The 16,250-nt window shown below is 55.6% G+C and carries 16 protein-coding genes; 10 read left to right on the top strand and 6 right to left on the bottom strand.

Annotated elements, in window-relative coordinates:
• Positions 1-27 precede the first annotated feature (27 nt).
• The 3 genes from ABA45_RS17520 to ABA45_RS17510 all read left to right on the top strand — a co-directional run bounded on the left by ABA45_RS17520 (position 28) and on the right by ABA45_RS17510 (position 3,013).
• Positions 28-801, top strand: coding sequence for a 3-oxoacyl-ACP reductase (locus ABA45_RS17520; protein WP_007348175.1), 774 nt, complete (start codon positions 28-30; stop codon positions 799-801).
• Complete coding sequence (locus tag ABA45_RS17515; protein WP_198147007.1) at positions 801-2,117, top strand: LLM class flavin-dependent oxidoreductase; 1,317 nt, start codon at positions 801-803, stop codon at positions 2,115-2,117. The genes ABA45_RS17520 and ABA45_RS17515 overlap by 1 nt, the downstream gene beginning before the upstream one ends.
• 95 nt (positions 2,118-2,212) lie before the next feature.
• Positions 2,213-3,013: a thiazole synthase gene (locus tag ABA45_RS17510; RefSeq protein WP_048388304.1), complete on the top strand. Its 801-nt coding sequence runs from the start codon at positions 2,213-2,215 to the stop codon at positions 3,011-3,013.
• A gap of 82 nt (positions 3,014-3,095) precedes the next feature.
• On the opposite strand, the gene ABA45_RS17505 is transcribed toward ABA45_RS17510, so the two are convergent.
• Together ABA45_RS17505 and ABA45_RS17500 are read right to left on the bottom strand one after the other, a co-directional pair.
• Positions 3,096-5,372, bottom strand: coding sequence for a mechanosensitive ion channel family protein (locus ABA45_RS17505; RefSeq protein WP_053076210.1), 2,277 nt, complete (start codon positions 5,370-5,372; stop codon positions 3,096-3,098).
• Positions 5,372-6,157: a DUF1499 domain-containing protein gene (locus ABA45_RS17500; protein ID WP_048388302.1), complete on the bottom strand. Its 786-nt coding sequence runs from the start codon at positions 6,155-6,157 to the stop codon at positions 5,372-5,374. The genes ABA45_RS17505 and ABA45_RS17500 overlap by 1 nt, the downstream gene beginning before the upstream one ends.
• Positions 6,158-6,390: 233 nt before the next feature.
• Between ABA45_RS17500 and ABA45_RS17495 the strand changes: the two genes are divergently transcribed.
• From ABA45_RS17495 to ABA45_RS17485, 3 genes are all read left to right on the top strand, one after another.
• Positions 6,391-7,401 carry a DctP family TRAP transporter solute-binding subunit gene (locus ABA45_RS17495; RefSeq protein ID WP_048388300.1) on the top strand — a complete coding sequence of 337 codons (1,011 nt, stop codon included), beginning with the start codon at positions 6,391-6,393 and terminating at the stop codon, positions 7,399-7,401.
• 72 nt (positions 7,402-7,473) lie between these two features.
• Positions 7,474-7,968, top strand: a complete 495-nt coding sequence (locus ABA45_RS17490) for a TRAP transporter small permease (RefSeq protein ID WP_048388298.1) — start codon at positions 7,474-7,476, stop codon at positions 7,966-7,968.
• Positions 7,958-9,262: a TRAP transporter large permease gene (locus ABA45_RS17485; RefSeq protein ID WP_048388296.1), complete on the top strand. Its 1,305-nt coding sequence runs from the start codon at positions 7,958-7,960 to the stop codon at positions 9,260-9,262. Before ABA45_RS17490 ends, ABA45_RS17485 begins: the two co-directional genes overlap by 11 nt.
• Before the next feature lie 92 nt (positions 9,263-9,354).
• Here the strand turns inward: ABA45_RS17485 and ABA45_RS17480 are convergent, their stop codons facing one another.
• Together ABA45_RS17480 and ABA45_RS17475 are read right to left on the bottom strand one after the other, a co-directional pair.
• Positions 9,355-9,732 (bottom strand): thiol-disulfide oxidoreductase DCC family protein, encoded by a 378-nt coding sequence (locus ABA45_RS17480; protein ID WP_014872999.1) that lies wholly within the window; start codon positions 9,730-9,732, stop codon positions 9,355-9,357.
• A gap of 196 nt (positions 9,733-9,928) precedes the next feature.
• Positions 9,929-10,135, bottom strand: coding sequence for a cold-shock protein (locus ABA45_RS17475; RefSeq protein WP_007348184.1), 207 nt, complete (start codon positions 10,133-10,135; stop codon positions 9,929-9,931).
• A 336-nt stretch (positions 10,136-10,471) separates the two neighbouring features.
• Here ABA45_RS17475 and ABA45_RS17470 point away from each other — a divergent pair, with 336 nt between their 5' ends.
• The 3 genes from ABA45_RS17470 to ahpC all read left to right on the top strand — a co-directional run bounded on the left by ABA45_RS17470 (position 10,472) and on the right by ahpC (position 12,536).
• Positions 10,472-10,738, top strand: a complete 267-nt coding sequence (locus tag ABA45_RS17470) for a DksA/TraR family C4-type zinc finger protein (protein WP_048388291.1) — start codon at positions 10,472-10,474, stop codon at positions 10,736-10,738.
• A 122-nt stretch (positions 10,739-10,860) separates the two neighbouring features.
• Positions 10,861-11,790, top strand: a complete 930-nt coding sequence (locus tag ABA45_RS17465) for a putative RNA methyltransferase (RefSeq protein WP_048388289.1) — start codon at positions 10,861-10,863, stop codon at positions 11,788-11,790.
• A 182-nt stretch (positions 11,791-11,972) separates the two neighbouring features.
• On the top strand, positions 11,973-12,536 hold the full coding sequence (gene ahpC / locus ABA45_RS17460) for an alkyl hydroperoxide reductase subunit C (RefSeq protein WP_048388288.1): 564 nt from the start codon (positions 11,973-11,975) through the stop codon (positions 12,534-12,536).
• A gap of 235 nt (positions 12,537-12,771) precedes the next feature.
• On the opposite strand, the gene ABA45_RS17455 is transcribed toward ahpC, so the two are convergent.
• The gene (locus ABA45_RS17455; RefSeq protein WP_048388286.1) at positions 12,772-13,503 is read right to left on the bottom strand and encodes a DUF3581 domain-containing protein; all 732 of its coding nucleotides are present in this window, start codon (positions 13,501-13,503) and stop codon (positions 12,772-12,774) included.
• Between the two features lie 279 nt (positions 13,504-13,782).
• On the opposite strand from ABA45_RS17455, the gene ahpF reads away from it, so the two are divergent.
• Positions 13,783-15,351 (top strand): alkyl hydroperoxide reductase subunit F, encoded by a 1,569-nt coding sequence (gene ahpF / locus ABA45_RS17450; protein WP_048388283.1) that lies wholly within the window; start codon positions 13,783-13,785, stop codon positions 15,349-15,351.
• A gap of 56 nt (positions 15,352-15,407) precedes the next feature.
• Here ahpF and ABA45_RS17445 read toward each other — a convergent pair whose 3' ends face one another.
• A complete protein-coding gene (locus tag ABA45_RS17445) occupies positions 15,408-16,196 on the bottom strand; it encodes a TrmH family RNA methyltransferase (protein WP_048388282.1) in 789 nt (262 codons plus the stop codon).
• Between the last annotated feature and the right edge of the window lie 54 nt (positions 16,197-16,250).

The following is a 16,250-nucleotide window of genomic DNA, read 5'->3' as shown; positions in this document are numbered from 1 at the left end:
TACCTTCGCCTCAGCCATGAGGTGTCTATGCATAAATCCATCCGTCTTGATCAACAACTGGTTTTGATAACCGGTGCTGCCCGCGGTTTGGGAGAACATCTGGTGCGCGCGTTTTTGCGCGAAGGCGCCAGTGTGGTCATCAACTATCGCAACAGCGCCGAAGCGGCGCACAAACTTGCCGCTGAAGAACCGGTGCGTGCGCTTGCGGTGCAGGCTGATGTGACCGACCGCGCAGCTGTGCAGGCGATGTTTGCCCAGGCGCGGCAGCATTTCGGGTTTCCGGTGACCACGGTCATCAATAATGCTTTACCGGATTTCTCATTCAACGGCGATGCTCGCCCGAACGCGGAGCAGCTGACCTGGGAAAATCTGAACCAGCAGTTTGCCGGCGTGGTGGGCGGTGCACTGAACACCACTCAGGCGGCACTGGCTGGCATGCGTGAAGTGGGTTTTGGTCGCATTGTGAATGTGGGAACCAACCTGTTCCAGAACCCGGTGGTGCCGTACCACGATTACACTGCGGGTAAAGCCGCTTTGCTGTCGCTCACCCGTACCTTGTCTCAGGATTTGGGCCCAGACAACATCACCGTCAATATGGTGTCGGGTGGCCTGCTGCGCACCACGGACGCATCGGCTGCCACGCCCGAGGCGGTGTTTGATTTCATCGCAGCCAGCACACCGTTGCGGCGGGTGACCACGCCAGCAGAGTTTGCCGATGCCACTTTATTTTTTGCGTCACCCTGGTCGCGCTCGGTCACCGGGCAGAACCTGGTGGTAGACGGTGGGTTGGTGAAAAACTGATGACGGCTCCAGATGTACATCAACGGATGATGCACATAAATCTGTTTTTGATGGGCTGCGGCCATCATCGGGCAGCCTGGCGCCACCCGCAGTCGGCGGTGGAGCAGTTGGGAGACATTCGCTATTACGAGCGCTTGGCGCAAACCGCCGAACGAGGGAAGCTAGACGCCGTATTTTTCGCCGACAGCAATTCGGCGGGCAATGTGTCAGATGGCAGCTGGTTTTACCTGGAACCGCTAACGGCCATGGCAGCCATGAGCCGGGCCACAGAAAAGATCGGGTTTATCAGCACCGTATCCAGCACGTTTTACACACCGTTTCATGCCGCGCGTCTCGTCGCGTCGCTGGATCATATCTCTGGCGGCCGCATTGGTTGGAACGTGGTTACGTCGATGTTTGATGTAGAAGCCCGCAACCATGGTTATGAATCTATGCCCGGCCACGCCGAGCGTTACCGCCGCGCCGACGAGTTTGTGCAGGCGGTATTGGGATTGTGGGACTCCTGGGCCGATGACGCTTTGCGGTTTGACCGCCAGGGCCATTACGCCGACCCTGCCAAGGTGCGTCCGATAAACCACCAGGGTGAGTTTTTTCGGGTAGACGGACCGCTGAACGTACCGCGCCCGGTGCAGGGGCATCCAGTGCTGTTTCAGGCCGGTGCGTCAGAGCCCGGGCGGGAGCTGGCGGCCAGATGCGCCGAGGCGATTTATGCAGTTGCTTATGATTTGCCAGCGGCGCAAAGCTATTACCGCGATATCAAACAGCGGGTAAAAGCCGGTGGTCGCGAGGTTTATGTGCCGATTCTGCCGGGTTTGGTGACCTACGTGGCACCCACCGAGGCGGAAGCAAAGGCCAAGCAGCGTGAGCTTGATGAGTTGTTACCTGTCGATGCGTCTTTGCGTCAGCTGGCCATGTTTATCGGCCAGGACTGTTCGAGCTGGGATTTGGACGCACCCGTGCCAACACTTCCGCCATTGGAGGAGTTTAGCGGGCCACAGGGTCGTTACAGCACCATTTTACGCATTATCGAAACGGAACAGCCGACTTTGCGCCAGCTGTTGGGCCGGCTGGCGGCGGGGGGTGGCCACTGCACTATGGTTGGCACGCCACGGCAGATTGCGGACAAGATGGAGCACTGGTTCCGCAACGAGGGCGCCGACGGGTTTAACTTGATGCCGCCGTCGCTGCCCGGTGGCATCGAAGACTTTATCGAGCAGGTGGTGCCGGTGCTGCAAGGTCGCGGGCTGTTTCGTACTGAATATCAGGGCCGCACTTTGCGCGAACATTTAGGGTTGGCCAGGCCTGATCATCGCTGAAACGCTATTTTACTGCCCAATATCAAATCACGGTACAAACACTTGCAACAGTCTCCGCTTGTGCAAGTCGGTACCCACACAAACAGGAACACAACATGACAGAACAAACCTTGGACAAACCATTGGTGATCGCAGGGCGGCAATTCACATCGCGCCTTATGGTGGGTACTGGCCGCTACAAAGACTACGATGAAACCGCGCGGGCACTTTACGAAAGCGGTGCCGAGGTCGTAACGTTTGCCGTGCGCCGCACCAGCATTGGTCAGAACCCCGACGAACCCAACCTGCTGGATTTTCTGCCACCAAACCGCTACACGCTGCTGCCTAATACCGCCGGCTGTTACGATGCCCGTTCTGCGGTGCGTACCTGTAAGCTGGCCCGCGAGCTGCTGGATGGCCACAATTTGGTCAAGCTGGAAGTGCTGGGCGATGACGCCACCCTTTATCCGAATGTGGTGGAAACTCTAAAAGCGGCCGAAGTGCTAATTCGTGATGGCTTTGACGTGATGGTGTACACCAGCGACGACCCCATTGTTGCGCTGGAGCTGGAGAAGATCGGCTGCTGCGCGATCATGCCCCTGGGCTCGTTGATTGGCTCTGGCCTTGGTATTCAAAACCCCCACAACATTCGTCTGATTGTCGAGCGCGCGAGCGTGCCTGTGTTGGTGGATGCCGGTATTGGTGCCGCTCATGAGGCTGCTATGGCGATGGAGCTGGGCTGCGATGCAGTATTGCTGAACTCGGCTATTGCCCTTTCGCCAGACCCTATTGCTATGGCCCGTGCCATGAGACTGGCGGTGCAAGCCGGGCGTGAAGCATTTCTTGCCGGACGCATGCCCCGCCGCCAACTGGCAGAGCCGTCATCACCGCTGGCCGGGCGCATCGCCCGCGCCTGACACTTCGATTTTCAGATGCAGCGTTGACTGTTGCCAGGCTTTGTTTTGTTCGCAGAGTCTGGTTTTTTTAATGTCTGCTGGGTTAATTCTGATTTTCCATATTGACGGCTTTGCCTCCGCGACCCGGCGCACGAGCGCCGCCTTCGGCCTCCATTTGTACGCTTATGCGCGGTGCAGCCACGTCCAGATACAGGTCTTCCATACGTCGCTTTAGCAATAGATTGAACGCTCGTGACACATCCCACTGGTACTCTGGTTTGGTGCGCATACGCATGCGCAAAACCGGACAACCGTCTTCAAACGCGTGAATACCCTGCATTTCAAGGGGCGACCAGATCAGCCAGCGCATGGCGGGATCCGCACGCAGTTCTTCTGCGGTGTCAGTCATCAGCTTGATGGCGTCATCAATAGGCAGGTCTGGCGGTACCCGGATCTTGATCAGCGCAATGCCAAACTGCCGTGACATATTGTGAATCGAGCTGATTTTGCTGAAGGTAATGTGATGTACCACCGCTTCTAGGTCCCGCAGCCTCACGGTGCGTAGATTGAAGCCTTCTACCGTGCCCATAAAACCGTTGATCTCTACGAAGTCGCCCACCGACATTGAATCTTCCACCACAATAAACAGCCCGGTGATTAAATCCTGTACCAGCGTCTGGGCACCAAAACCGACCGCCAGACCGATAATACCGGCACCGGCCAGCAGCGGCGTAACGTCTACCCCAACAATGGAAAGGCTGACAAGAAAGGCCACCACAACAATGATGATCAAAATGGTGGTGCGGAGAATGGGAACGATGGTTTGAGCGCGCGCTGCCCTAAGGCGTTTTTTGCGGTCGCCACGGCGTACAGCACGCTCCAGAAGCTCATCGGCAAAGGTCCAGGTCAAGCTGGCGACCAGCCCGGTAACCGTCAGCGCAAACAGGCTGTCTGCCAGGCCAGCACTGAGGGATGGCTTGTCGGCCAGCCCTAGCAGGGACAGATCCCATACTTGCAGTGCTATTTCAAAAAATGCCAGCCATAACGCAATTTGTAATAGGCGATAGCCGAATTTCACCAGGCGCCGGCTGAAGGTGCTCAGGGACTTGTGGCGGGCGCTGCTTTTCTGAATGCCGACAACGCCCTGCGCTGCCAAGGTGACAATCAATACCAGTGAAACAATAAGCGCCTTGCCCAGGGCCGCATCGCCTGAACCGCCTTTGGCAAAAACAGCCACCATAGAGGCGCCAATCGCCAGCAATAACGGAATGTGCCAGAGCCGTGCCAGTAGGCCGACGAGTTCCCGCCATACGCCTTGATTCTTGCGCTGGTTATAAGGCTGGTTGCGTATCAGATGGGTGATCGGGCGGCGGTTGCGGATAATCACGAAGATTGCCAGCAGGGCACCAAACATGCTGAACACCAGTGCCAGAGTAGAGGCCAGGTCGGCGCCGAGCTGCGACACCAGCTCTGCCGATCCGAGAGCGTCTTCCAAAGCGAACATGGCACCGATAATGAACAGCGGAAACAGCGTACGCTTATGTAAAATAGCAACAGCGGCGGTTCGGTGGCCGCTGGAAAAAACCGAAATCATGACATCGAACAGTGATGTCAAAAGGCGACCGCACAGGCTGATATAAGCCAGCACCAGAACGGTGCTTTGCGCGGTGTCTGAAATAGCCAGCATGCGCAGACCCAGCAGCAGGAACAGGCCAACCAGTGTCAGAATCCAGGGGATTATCCGGCGTGAAAAATGCGCCATCAGCATCCACGGCTTAGCGCGCCGGGGCATTTCCAGCGGCCAGTCGCGGCGAATAAACAGCACTCGGGCCAGGCGCGACAGGCTGTACAAAAGCGCCGCCCCCAGTGCCAGCCCGATGGCGGTTTCTGCTACCACCTTGAATGAGGCAGCGGCTATCAGTCCCTTGCTGGCGCTCAGCGCGTTATCAAAATTGACTTTCCAGCGCCCCAGTGACTCACCAGCAGCACCGCCAGAGCGTGTAAGATCATCAAAAAATTCCGCCAGCGCCCCCAGCAGGCCCTGCTGAGTGGGCGAGTTTCGCTGATCTTCAATGGCTTGCGCCTGCAGGCCCTGTTGCAGAGTTCGCAGCTGTTTGATCAGGTCTTCGCGGCTGCTGTCGTCTTGCAGGGCCTGAATGGTAATTTCAAGTGACTGGCTCAATTCTTCTGCAGAAGCCGTTTTTTTCTGTTCTTCCTGGCTCGATCCGGGCAGCCCCGGAATTGCTGGCAGCGACAACCCCTGGGCCTGGGTTGCGGTGGCCGCAAGGCACAGCAGCGCAACACCTATAATAAGCGCAAAAAATGGTGCCGTGAACAAACGGGAATCCATGGGTTGGCCTTTTATGTGCGGTAGTATCATCAGCGTACCGCGCGTTGTAGATCTTCCAGGAAATCCTGTATTCGTTCGGCATTCGTGCCCAAATCGCTTTTACCCAGGCGTGAGGCGGAGCGCATGTCTACACGCACGCCGTCGCTGGTGTCGGTCAGGCGAATCACCACATCGTCTTTAAAACCGAACCAGCGGGTAGAGGCTGTCGCTTCAAGAGTGATGGCTGTTGCTTCAAGGGTTGTTGGGCTGGCCTCGGCCAGTTGCCAGTCGCGGGCAGCAATCAGATCCCGTGCCGCTGTTTGCACTCGCGCCATGGGTACCGCCAGTGTGACGGGCTGCAACATGGGGTAAGAAGCCCGTTGTTGGCGCGCGGTCTCAACGCCGGGATAATCCACAGCGTTGGGCGCAGTTTCACGGGCGTTGGCCAAGGCCACGAACGCCGGAGGATTGTCCATGTCGGTGGTAATGTCGTGAATAGGCGGTACTGTTTGTGCCCGCTGCTGCATTTGTACTGGCATCGCAATCATCGTAACTGCCACCACGGCGACTACTGCTCCGGTCAAAGCCGCACCCCAGCGCTTGCACAGGCCGGCAACCAAGAGGCTCACTATGCCCAGTATGGCGGCCACCGCCGCCAGCTGCGCGCCCATTCGCAGCCAGCTAAAGGCATCGCCCAGGGCAATCCATTCCATGCGAAATGCTGTCCCGGACGTTGTCATTAGAGCACCGGCGGCAATTAGTGCGGTGACTGCCAGCCAGGCGCACAGTACAGGCCACTTGCCACCGCGACGATGGGGTTGTGAAAGCGATGACATAGCAATTACTCCTGGTTGTGTTGAGCTACGTTTAATAAGAGCAGCATTGGGTTGATTCTGCTTACAAGCATAGTGTGCAATGAGGTGAAGTCTCAAGGCGACATAGACGTAACCGCTGGCACGCAGCAGTTTTTTTTGCGTCGCGCCGAGCGACCCTCCTATAATCGCGGGTCTGCCGCCTGCTACGCTTCTCTCCGGCGGCCAGTTTCTCGTCAAACAATAAGGAAAAGAACATGCTGAAACGTTGCACGTTAATTGCCGCCGCCGCAGGCGCGCTTTTGTTTGGGTCTATTGCCCACGCTCAATACAAAGACGAGTACACCGTATCTACCGTGTTGCCATCGGCCTTTCCCTGGGGTCAGGCGGCCGACAAATGGGTAGAGCTGGTGAACGAGCGCTCGGAAGGGCGTATCAACATGAAAATTTACAGCAACTCCCAGCTGGTGTCTGGTGACCAGACTAAAGAATTTTCTGCCATGCGCTCCGGACTGATTGATATGGCGGTGGGCTCTACCATCAACTGGTCACCCCAGGTGCCGGAACTGAATCTGTTCTCGCTGCCGTTTCTGATGCCGGATTACTCCGCCATTGATGCGATTACCCAGGGCGAGGTCGGCGAGGCCGTTTTTGCCGCCATCCAGAAACGTGGTGTAACGCCTTTGGCCTGGGGCGAAAACGGTTTTCGTGAACTGTCTAACTCCAAGCGCGCGATCAGCGAGCCGGCAGACGTTGAGGGCTTGAAAATCCGCGTGGTAGGTTCGCCATTGTTTCAGGATACCTTTAATGCTCTGGGCGCCAACCCCACTCAGATGAGCTGGGCCGATGCCAAGCCGGCGCTGACCACTGGTGCTGTGGACGGCCAGGAAAACCCCCTGTCGGTGTTTGATGTGGCGCGTATTGATCAGGTAGGGCAGGAGCACCTGACCCTGTGGCACTACATGGCAGACCCGCTGGTATTTGCTGTTAACAATCGGATTTGGGCGACATTCAGCGCCGACGATCAGGCCTTGTTAAAGCAGGCTGCAATAGACGCCGGCCAATGGGAAATTGAAAAGTCTCGCAGTGAGCTGGACGCCACTTTGGCCGCCATCAAAGAGCGCGGCGTGACCGTCACCGAACTGACGCCGACCCAGCGCGATGCGTTCATCAACGCTACCCAGTCGGTCTACCAGGAATGGTCACCGCGGATTGGTGAAGATCTGATAAAGAAGGCCCAGCAAGCCGTCGCTGACCGTCAGCAATAAGCGTTCTGGCCCGAGTTTTGCGCCGAGAACATTACTCTGGCGTAAAGCCGGGCTGACCAACCCGGAGCTTTCATGTCTACCCGCCCCCCTAAGTGCTGGCCCGAAGCCTGGCTCGCGTCTGTTGCCTTGATTGCGATCTGTTTGATCAGCCTTGGCAACGTGATTGTACGCTATACCACCAATGCGTCTTTTGCCTTTACTGAAGAGTTCTCGGTGTTTTTTCTCGTTCTGGTGACTTTTGCGGGCGCTGCGGTAGCGGCGCGCAACAACCAGCACATTCGTATTGAGCTGATCGAACATCACTTGCCGGCGCCTTTTAGGACAGCCGTGTACATAGTGCAATGGGCAATGGGCGTGACAGTGTTTGCCATTATCGCTTGGTACGGCAGTGTGTTTGCTTGGCAGGAGTACCAGTGGGAATCGCTGTCACCCGGGCTGGGTTTGCCCAACTGGATTTACGTGATTTGGCTGCCGCTCATGGCGTTGGCCATTATTGTACGCATGACTCAGAGTTTGATAGATCGACTGCGCGGTAAAGCCGATCCGGAGATTATTCATGAGTCCTGATCTGTTAATGATCGCCAGTTTTATGGTGGCGCTGCTGCTGGGTGTGCCCGTGGCCATGGCCTTGGGGCTGGGCGGCGCAGTAGGTATTGTGGCCGGGCTGTCGCCAGACATGCTGGCCACCTTTGGCACCAACACCTACAACAGCGTGGCGAAGTACCCGCTGATTGCCATACCGCTTTTCATACTAACCGGTTTGATTTTTGAACGGGCTGGTGTCGCCGCCAGTTTGGTGCGCTTTGCCCAAGCTATTATCGGCCCGCGCCACGGTGGCCTGACCGTTGTTGCCGTGCTGGTATGCCTGATTATGGGCGGCATGAGTGGCTCCGGCCCAGCCGATGCGGCCGCCGTGGCTATGGTGATGCTGCCCAGCATGCGCAAGGCAGGCTATCCGCAGCCGTTTTCTGCCACGCTGATTGCGGCATCGTCGTCTACCGCCATTCTGATTCCACCGTCCATCGCGTTGATCCTGTATTCCATTGTGGTGCCGGGGGTAGATTTGCGCGCGCTGTTTGCCGCCGGTGTGTTCCCCGGTATTCTGGCGGGGCTGTCGCTGCTGATACCGGCAATGTATTTTTCTCGAAAATATCGCTGGGAAGATCCGAAAACTTCGGAGCGTCCACCTTTTTGGCCCAGCTTTAAAGCGGCCTTGCCGGCTTTGTTCGCGCCGGTGATTATTCTGGGTGGCCTGCGTTCCGGTTTGTTCACACCCACCGAAGCCGCGGTGGTGGCGGTTACCTACGGGGTGATTGTGGGCTGCCTGATCTATCGCAATTTGAGCCTGCGTGGGCTTTATGATCTGGTGACCGATGCTGCGGTTACCTCCGGCGTGGTTATGCTGATTATCGCTTTGGCGGGTATTTTTGCCTGGGCTGGCACCACTTTGGGCACCTTTCAGCATCTGGCGGATGCGTTATTGTCGCTGTCGGACAACGGCTGGGTGCTGCTGGGGCTGGTGATGCTGCTGGTGTTGCTGGCGGGTATGTTGCTGGACGCGGTATCCATTTACCTGATTTTGATTCCCATCGTGTTGCCGCTCATGAACCACTTTGGCTGGAACCCGGTGTGGTTCGGTATTCTGCTGGCCATGAACATTGCTATTGGTCAGTTTACTCCGCCGGTTGCAGTGAATTTGATGGTTACTACCCGTATTGCCAGTATCCGTCTGGAGCACACCCTGGGTTGGGCGCTGGTGTTCGTTGTCGCTATGGGCGTAAGCCTGTTGCTGGTCGCACTGGTGCCGGGCATTGCGCTGTGGCTGCCCGACAAGCTTGGCTTTGTGGTTGGGCCTTGGTAATGACAGGGCCCCAGTTTGAGGGCCATCGTCTAAAGGGCCCTTAGTTCAGTAATCGGCAGGTTGGCTGTTGCGTAAGGCGCGATGCTTAAAAGTTAGCGCGGTGGCAACTGACAGCCCTGCTTGCAGCGCGAACGAAAGCGCAAGCGGGCGAACACCAGATAGGCTCGGTTCACCAGGCCAACTAGGTGCAGTTTCTTCAATATTGTCGCCAAATGACGGTAGCCCGGAAGTTCTTGCCACACCACCACAAACGCGTGAGCACCGGACTGCAGCGTGCCTGCGCTGTCTACTGCGTGAATAACTTTCATCGCGTCTGTGTGGCTAAGCTGGTATTGGGCCAAGGTCGTGTCGCTGGCGAATATATCCTGCCAGTCGATGCGTGATTGCTTGTCGACCTTGCGGTAGTGGTCAATCTCGCGGCGGCACAACGGGCATTCGCCATCGTAGAATAAAATCGGTTTTGCGGGCATAGCGTGGCCTTGTGGTCAGTCTGTTCGAGTCGTACGTTAACGAAGTTGCGTTACTGAGGTTACGTTGGCGGGGGCGAAGCGTATTCATTGGCGGGGTAGGAAAGGCACGTATAAAAAAAGCAGATAGCAAAAAGGCAGCCGAAGCTGCCTTTTTTGATTATTGGCTGTTATTCACAGCACAATTATCTGTTCTAGCTTAGACAGCTACAACGTTCTCTGCCTGAGGACCTTTCTGGCCCTGAGTAACAGTGAACTCAACCTGTTGGCCTTCAGCCAAGGTCTTGAATCCGCCACCTTGAATAGAGCTGTAGTGAACAAATACGTCGGGGCCGCCTTCACGAGTGATAAAGCCAAAACCTTTTGCTTCATTGAAGAACTTAACGGTACCGGTAACTGTAGACATAATAATAATCCTGAATTCTTTAAGTAATGTGCTGTCAATCGTCCATTGTGACGACGGATCAGCGGTATGCGGGAAACAAAAAATGAGGCGTGATCAAAAACAGGACGATGCGTTACTTAGTACGTTCTATTGATGAAGTGCTTTGCTAAATCTTTCCGACGGGACGTACTCTACACGTAAACGAGAACATTGCAAAGCCTTTGTGTGTGTTTTTGTAACCTGTAGGTACAGCAACGGATAAGCCACGTGTTGAAATGGTGAAAACGCGGTAGCACGTCAATAAAGCAACAACCAAGCTATAGTTGTAACAACTTAGGCGCCAAAGGAGCAGGGATTATGGCCGGAGGGTGGGCACGGGATGGCGCCGTGCAAGATCAGATCGACGCCAGCGTTGAAGACGCGGTTAACAAAGCTAGAAGTAGCCTGGGTAAGGGCGATAGCCTGACCCATTGTGAAGAATGCGGCCGCGAAATACCTGAGGCCCGGCAGGCTGCAGTACCGGGTGTGCGCCTGTGTATACAGTGCCAAACCGAGCTGGAAAAGCAGCAGGGCAAAAGTGGCGGCGTTAACAGGCGCGCCAGTAAAGACAGCCAACTGCGCTGAGCCTCGGGTCTGAGGCCATTTAATAAAGATGCTACGAGAATGCTATCTTAGCGCTGAGAAAGCGCCCAGCAACGCCGTGACCAAGGCGTTCCCCGCACATTTGCCAGCGATACCCTGTGATTATGACCATAACGCCATTTAACCACCTTATTTGCCCGTTAGACGGACAATCCCTGCTAATGCAGCAAAACAGTTGGCGTTGCGCCAACGGACACAGTTTCGATAACGCCCGCCAGGGCTATGTACACTTACTGCCGGTGCAGAACAAGCGGTCACTGGCCCCGGGTGATAGTAAAGAAATGGTGGCGGCACGCCAGCGCTTTTTAAGTGCCGGGCACTATCAGCCGATAGCCGCTGCGGTTGTGCAATCGGTCGCGGAAGCATTGAACGCTGTGGGCTCGGGTGCTGAGCACCCGCCAGGCACAAAAGAGTCTTTTGCCTGTTTAGATGCGGGTTGCGGCGAAGGCTATTATTTGCGCCAGCTTGATGCGTGCTTGTCGGGTCAGAAACACCAACAGCAGTTGTCGCTGGTAGGCTTGGATATTTCAAAACCGGCGGTTCTGGCAGCGGCAAAACAGTCAAAAACAACGCGATGGCTGGTCGCCAGCAACGCCAATATACCGCTGGCTGACGTGTCTTTGGGCTGCATTTTGAGCCTGTTCGGGTTTCCAGTGTATCCGGAGTTCCGGCGGGTGCTGCGCCCTGGCGGCCGGGTAATGGTTGTCGACGCGGGGCCGGATCATTTGCGCGAATTGCGAGAAGTCATTTACCCGGTACTCAAGCCCGAGGTCGACAAACCCAACGCCAGTGAAGCGCCTCCCGGCTTTCAGACAATAGGGCGGCAGACGATTAATTTCAGCCTTGCATTGGTCGGCGAAGGCGCCATTGCCGACCTGTTGGCCATGACCCCTCACTTTTATCGCGCCAAAGCCGAGGGCCTGGCCCGCGCCGCTGCGCTTGGCGAATTGGACGTAACAGTGGATGTACGGCTGACGGTGCTGGAAGTCACACCGGGTGACGGCGCCAGCGCTCCAAGCGCTGCCGGGAAATAAGCACGGCCTCGCATTCGTACTTTCACATTACCCGCTGCTGCTTCTCAGGAGCGTAAAGTGGGGGTATAAGTAATAGCTTCAAGCTATCTCTTGTTTGGGCATTATCAATTTTTGTTAAGCGCGCAGCATCCTTACAATAGGCGTCAGTTATTAATCATTTGGCAAGCAAAGGGCAATATCTTATGGGTATCATTAACTCGGAAATTAAACCTTTTAACGCAACTGCTTTCAAAGAAGGCGAGTTCGTTGAGATTTCTGAAGCAGACGTAAAAGGCAAGTGGTCTATATTTTTCTTTTACCCGGCTGATTTTACGTTCGTATGCCCCACCGAGTTGGGCGACGTAGCTGACAAGTATGAAGAGCTGCAAAAGATGGGCGTTGAAGTGTTCTCTGTGTCCACAGACACCCACTTCACTCACAAAGCTTGGCACGACAGCTCTGAAACCATTAACAAGATTCAGTACTACATGGTTGGCGATCAGTCCGGCAACATCACCAACAACTTTGGTGTGATGCGTGAAGGCCAAGGCCTGGCAGACCGTGCTACTTTCCTGATTGATCCAGATGGTGTCATTCAGGCTGTTGAGCTCACCGCGGAAGGCGTTGGTCGTGATGCGTCCGAGCTGATGCGTCGGGTTAGGGCTGCTCAGTACGTGCGCAAACATCCGGGCGAAGTTTGCCCCGCCAAGTGGCAGGAAGGCGAAGCGACACTGTCTCCTTCACTGGATTTGGTTGGCAAAATCTAAGACTCCTTTTAGAGAGGAATCAAACAGTACAGGCTTTTGTTACGAGCTTGCTACTAGCAAAAAACCCCGGAAATCCGGGGTTTTTTGCGTTTAGGGCAAGGCGGATTACAAACTGCGTGCAGGGGCTCGGGGGCTTCTGTGGTGATCGTCCGTTGTCCCTGCTTACGGGTCCCTAGGACGGCGAAGTTCATAACAATCCGTGTCGCCAGAAATCTGGCTATAAGAGCAATCTGCGTCAGGTACTGGCGATGTCGGTGCCGTAACTGACACCGCGGGCTTTCAGGCGGTAGAACTGTTCGACCACATCGGCCATGGCATCTGCACAGTAGGGGCGCAAGCCGCCCAGCACCAACCGTTTGGATACGGTGCCCAGCGCCTGGTCGCCAGACATCAGGCGATACTCCAGAGTTACCTGACCACGCTTGCCATTGGCTTCCAGGGTGGCGTTATGCAGTTCAAGTTCCGGTGACGCTGCATGCAGGCTATCCAATGTTACGGTCATACTGTCGTACATGACCATTGGCCGGTCCGGGTTGAACATCACGCCGTTGGATTCCATCAAAGGCTTCATGGTGTGCGGGAAGTTTTTGCCCGAAGCCGCCACGTAACCCAAGGTGAATTCTTCGATAAACACTTTGTTGGTGGTTATGTCGCCACTGCGGGCGACTTCCAGATACACCTTGCCTGCTTGATCGCACACCTGAATAGTGCCATCGGCGCCTTCGCAAAATTCCAGGGGCACGTCTTTACCCAGCAGGGCGCGAAAGTGGAAGGTCATATTCGTCGACAAGCCAAAACGCCAAAGTACGACAGCGAACAGTAAATCCCCTGGCACGCAAAAGCGGCGGGCATCCGGGTCGTGAATGGGGTTGAAGTCCCCGGCCACTTCTTTGGCAAACAAGCTGGCCTGGGCGGCGCTGATGTATACGCGACCATCCTTTTCACAGTGAAAACGTTCTAGAAACATGGAGTACCTTATTCCGAGTGGCCAGATTCAACCTCCCATGATAGTCCAGCTGCACTCATATCAAAATGCACCATCTGGCTTAATGCAAAAATACTGAAGAATATCTTTCGTTAGGGTGTGAATCGGCCGATGCCCGTTGATAGCAAATCCCTATCGCAGTTTTTGAATCAATTAATTTGAGCTTTTTTCCCCGGCGCCGTATCTTATCTTCATCAACTTAGAACAACCGGATAAAACCGCGCCGGTTTACTGACTTTATTCTTTATTAAGGACGACAAAATGTTAGACGCCAAGCTGAAAGACCAGTTGAAAGGTTACTTGGACAATGTAAAACAGCCCATTGAGCTGGCTGCGGCGCTGGACGACAGTGCCAAAGCTAGCGAGCTGTATGAGCTGCTGCAGGAAATCGACGCGTTGTCTGACATGATTACTCTGCGTGAAGATGGCGACTCTGACGTGCGTCGCCCGTCATTTGCTATTAACCGTGTTGGTACTGACATAGGTGTGCGCTTTGCCGGTATCCCTATGGGCCACGAGTTTACGTCACTGGTTTTGGCATTGTTGCAGGTGGGTGGACACCCTTCCAAGGCCACTCCCGAGTTAATCCAGCAGGTACAGGAACTGGACGGCAATTTTGAATTTGAAACTTACTTTTCGCTGTCATGCCAGAACTGTCCGGATGTGGTGCAGGCGCTGAACTTGATGAGTGTGCTGAACCCAAGCGTGAAGCACACCGCCATTGACGGCGCCTTGTTCCAGGCCGAGGTGGAAGAGCGTGAAATCATGGCGGTGCCCAGCGTGTACCTGAACGGCAAGCTGTTTGGCCAGGGCCGTATGAAGCTGGAAGAAATTGTAGCCAAGCTGGACACCAACACCGACGCCCGTGAAGCTGATAAAATTCGCCAGAAGGGCATCTTTGAAGTGTTGGTAATCGGCGGTGGCCCCGCAGGCTCCGCAGCGGCTGTTTACGCGGCCCGTAAAGGCATCACCACCGGCATTGCCGCTGAACGTTTTGGTGGTCAGGTTGCTGACACTATGGGCATTGAAAACCTGATTTCCGTGCCCTACACAGAAGGCCCCAAGCTAGTGGCCGCGATGGAGCAGAACGTCATAGAGTATGGTGTGGAGATCATGAACATGCAGCGGGCCGAAAAGCTGATTCCAGCGACAAAGCCGGGCATGCCTCATGAAATTCGTATGGCCAACGGTGCCTCGTTGAAAGCCCGCACCTTGGTGTTGTCTACCGGTGCCCGTTGGCGCCAGCTGGGTGTTCCCGGTGAGGACAAGTACCGCAACAAGGGCGTGGCTTACTGCCCGCACTGCGACGGCCCATTGTTCAAAGGCAAGCGCGTAGCCGTCATTGGCGGCGGTAACTCAGGCGTGGAAGCCGCCATCGACCTGGCCGGTATTGTTGGCCACGTAACCTTGCTGGAATTTGGTGCCGAATTGCGCGCTGACGAAGTGCTGCAGCGTAAGCTGCGCAGCCTGAAGAACGTGGATGTCGCGGTATCGGCCCAGACCACTGAAGTGACCGGTGCCAACGGCAAGGTAAATGGCCTGGACTACACGGATCGCAACAGCGGTAAAAATGTTCACGTAGAGCTGGAAGGCGTGTTCATACAAATCGGCCTGTTACCCAACACCGAGTGGCTGAAAGGCGATATCGAACTCAGCAAGCACGGTGAAGTAGTCATCAACGAGCGCAACGAGACCAGTATTCCTGGCGTATTTGCCGCCGGTGATGCTACCACTGTGCCCTACAAGCAGATTGTGATTTCCATGGGTGAAGGTTCCAAAGCGGCCCTGAGTGCCTTTGACTTCCTGATTCGCAACTCTGCTGACGAATAGACGTTAAAGAGCGTTTTTTGAAGGGTGTTTGCTGACGCGCAATTGCTGATAACGAATCAGCTGCGCATCAGCTCCCAGCTGCAAATGTTGACCGCCGAGGCCAGATTGAGAGATTCAATCTGGCCTTTGCCGTTTATGGTGTAGGCAGTGGCGTTTAGTTCATCAAGGGCCTGAGCCGGAATGCCGCGGGCTTCGTTGCCAAACAGATAGCAGTCGTGGTCGGCAAAGCCGGGCTCGGTTAAGCTGCGGCCATTCAGGTCAAGGCAAGCCAGACGTTGAAATCGCTGGCCCAGGCTGATTAGCTCAACCTCGGTTTCAAGCGGCACATGGAATATCGCGCCCATACTGGCACGCACCACTTTCGGGTTATAAGGGTCGACACTGCCGGGGCTGAGCAGGCAGCGAAAACCACCAAACCAGGCCAGGGTGCGTAAAATGGTGCCCAAGTTGCCCGGGTCCTGTACCTCGTGCAGATAGATGGCTTTTTCAGGGCCGCGTTGTGTGTTGATGGCTAGCTGTTTTTGCGACTGGGTCATGGGCGTGACTGTCGGCGCCGCTTCGGGCGCTTTTATGGGCACTATTATGGGCACTATCGCCAAAATACCCTGGGGCGTTTGGGTATCGGCTAGCCGCGCCATCTGGCGTTCGCCGATCAGGTGAGTGGTGAACGGGCTTTGCCAGTGTGCATAAGCCGCCGTCACGTAAAGCTCTGAAGACTTTAAGGCAGGCTGTGTGCCAGCGGCTTTCTGCAATTCCAGCACCAAGTGCTCGCCCTCTACCAGATAGTGTCCGAAAGTCTGACGATATTTTTTTTGGTGCAGTTTTTTGATGTCGTCCAGCTTCACGGTTATGTCCCGGTTGTGTGTGCAGAGCTCAAATGGAGGCTAATGAGTGGGGCT

Source organism: Marinobacter psychrophilus (genome assembly GCF_001043175.1).
Lineage (GTDB): Bacteria > Pseudomonadota > Gammaproteobacteria > Pseudomonadales > Oleiphilaceae > Marinobacter > Marinobacter psychrophilus.
Note: the sequence above shows the minus strand (reverse complement) of the source record. Positions and strands in the feature narration are given on the sequence as shown.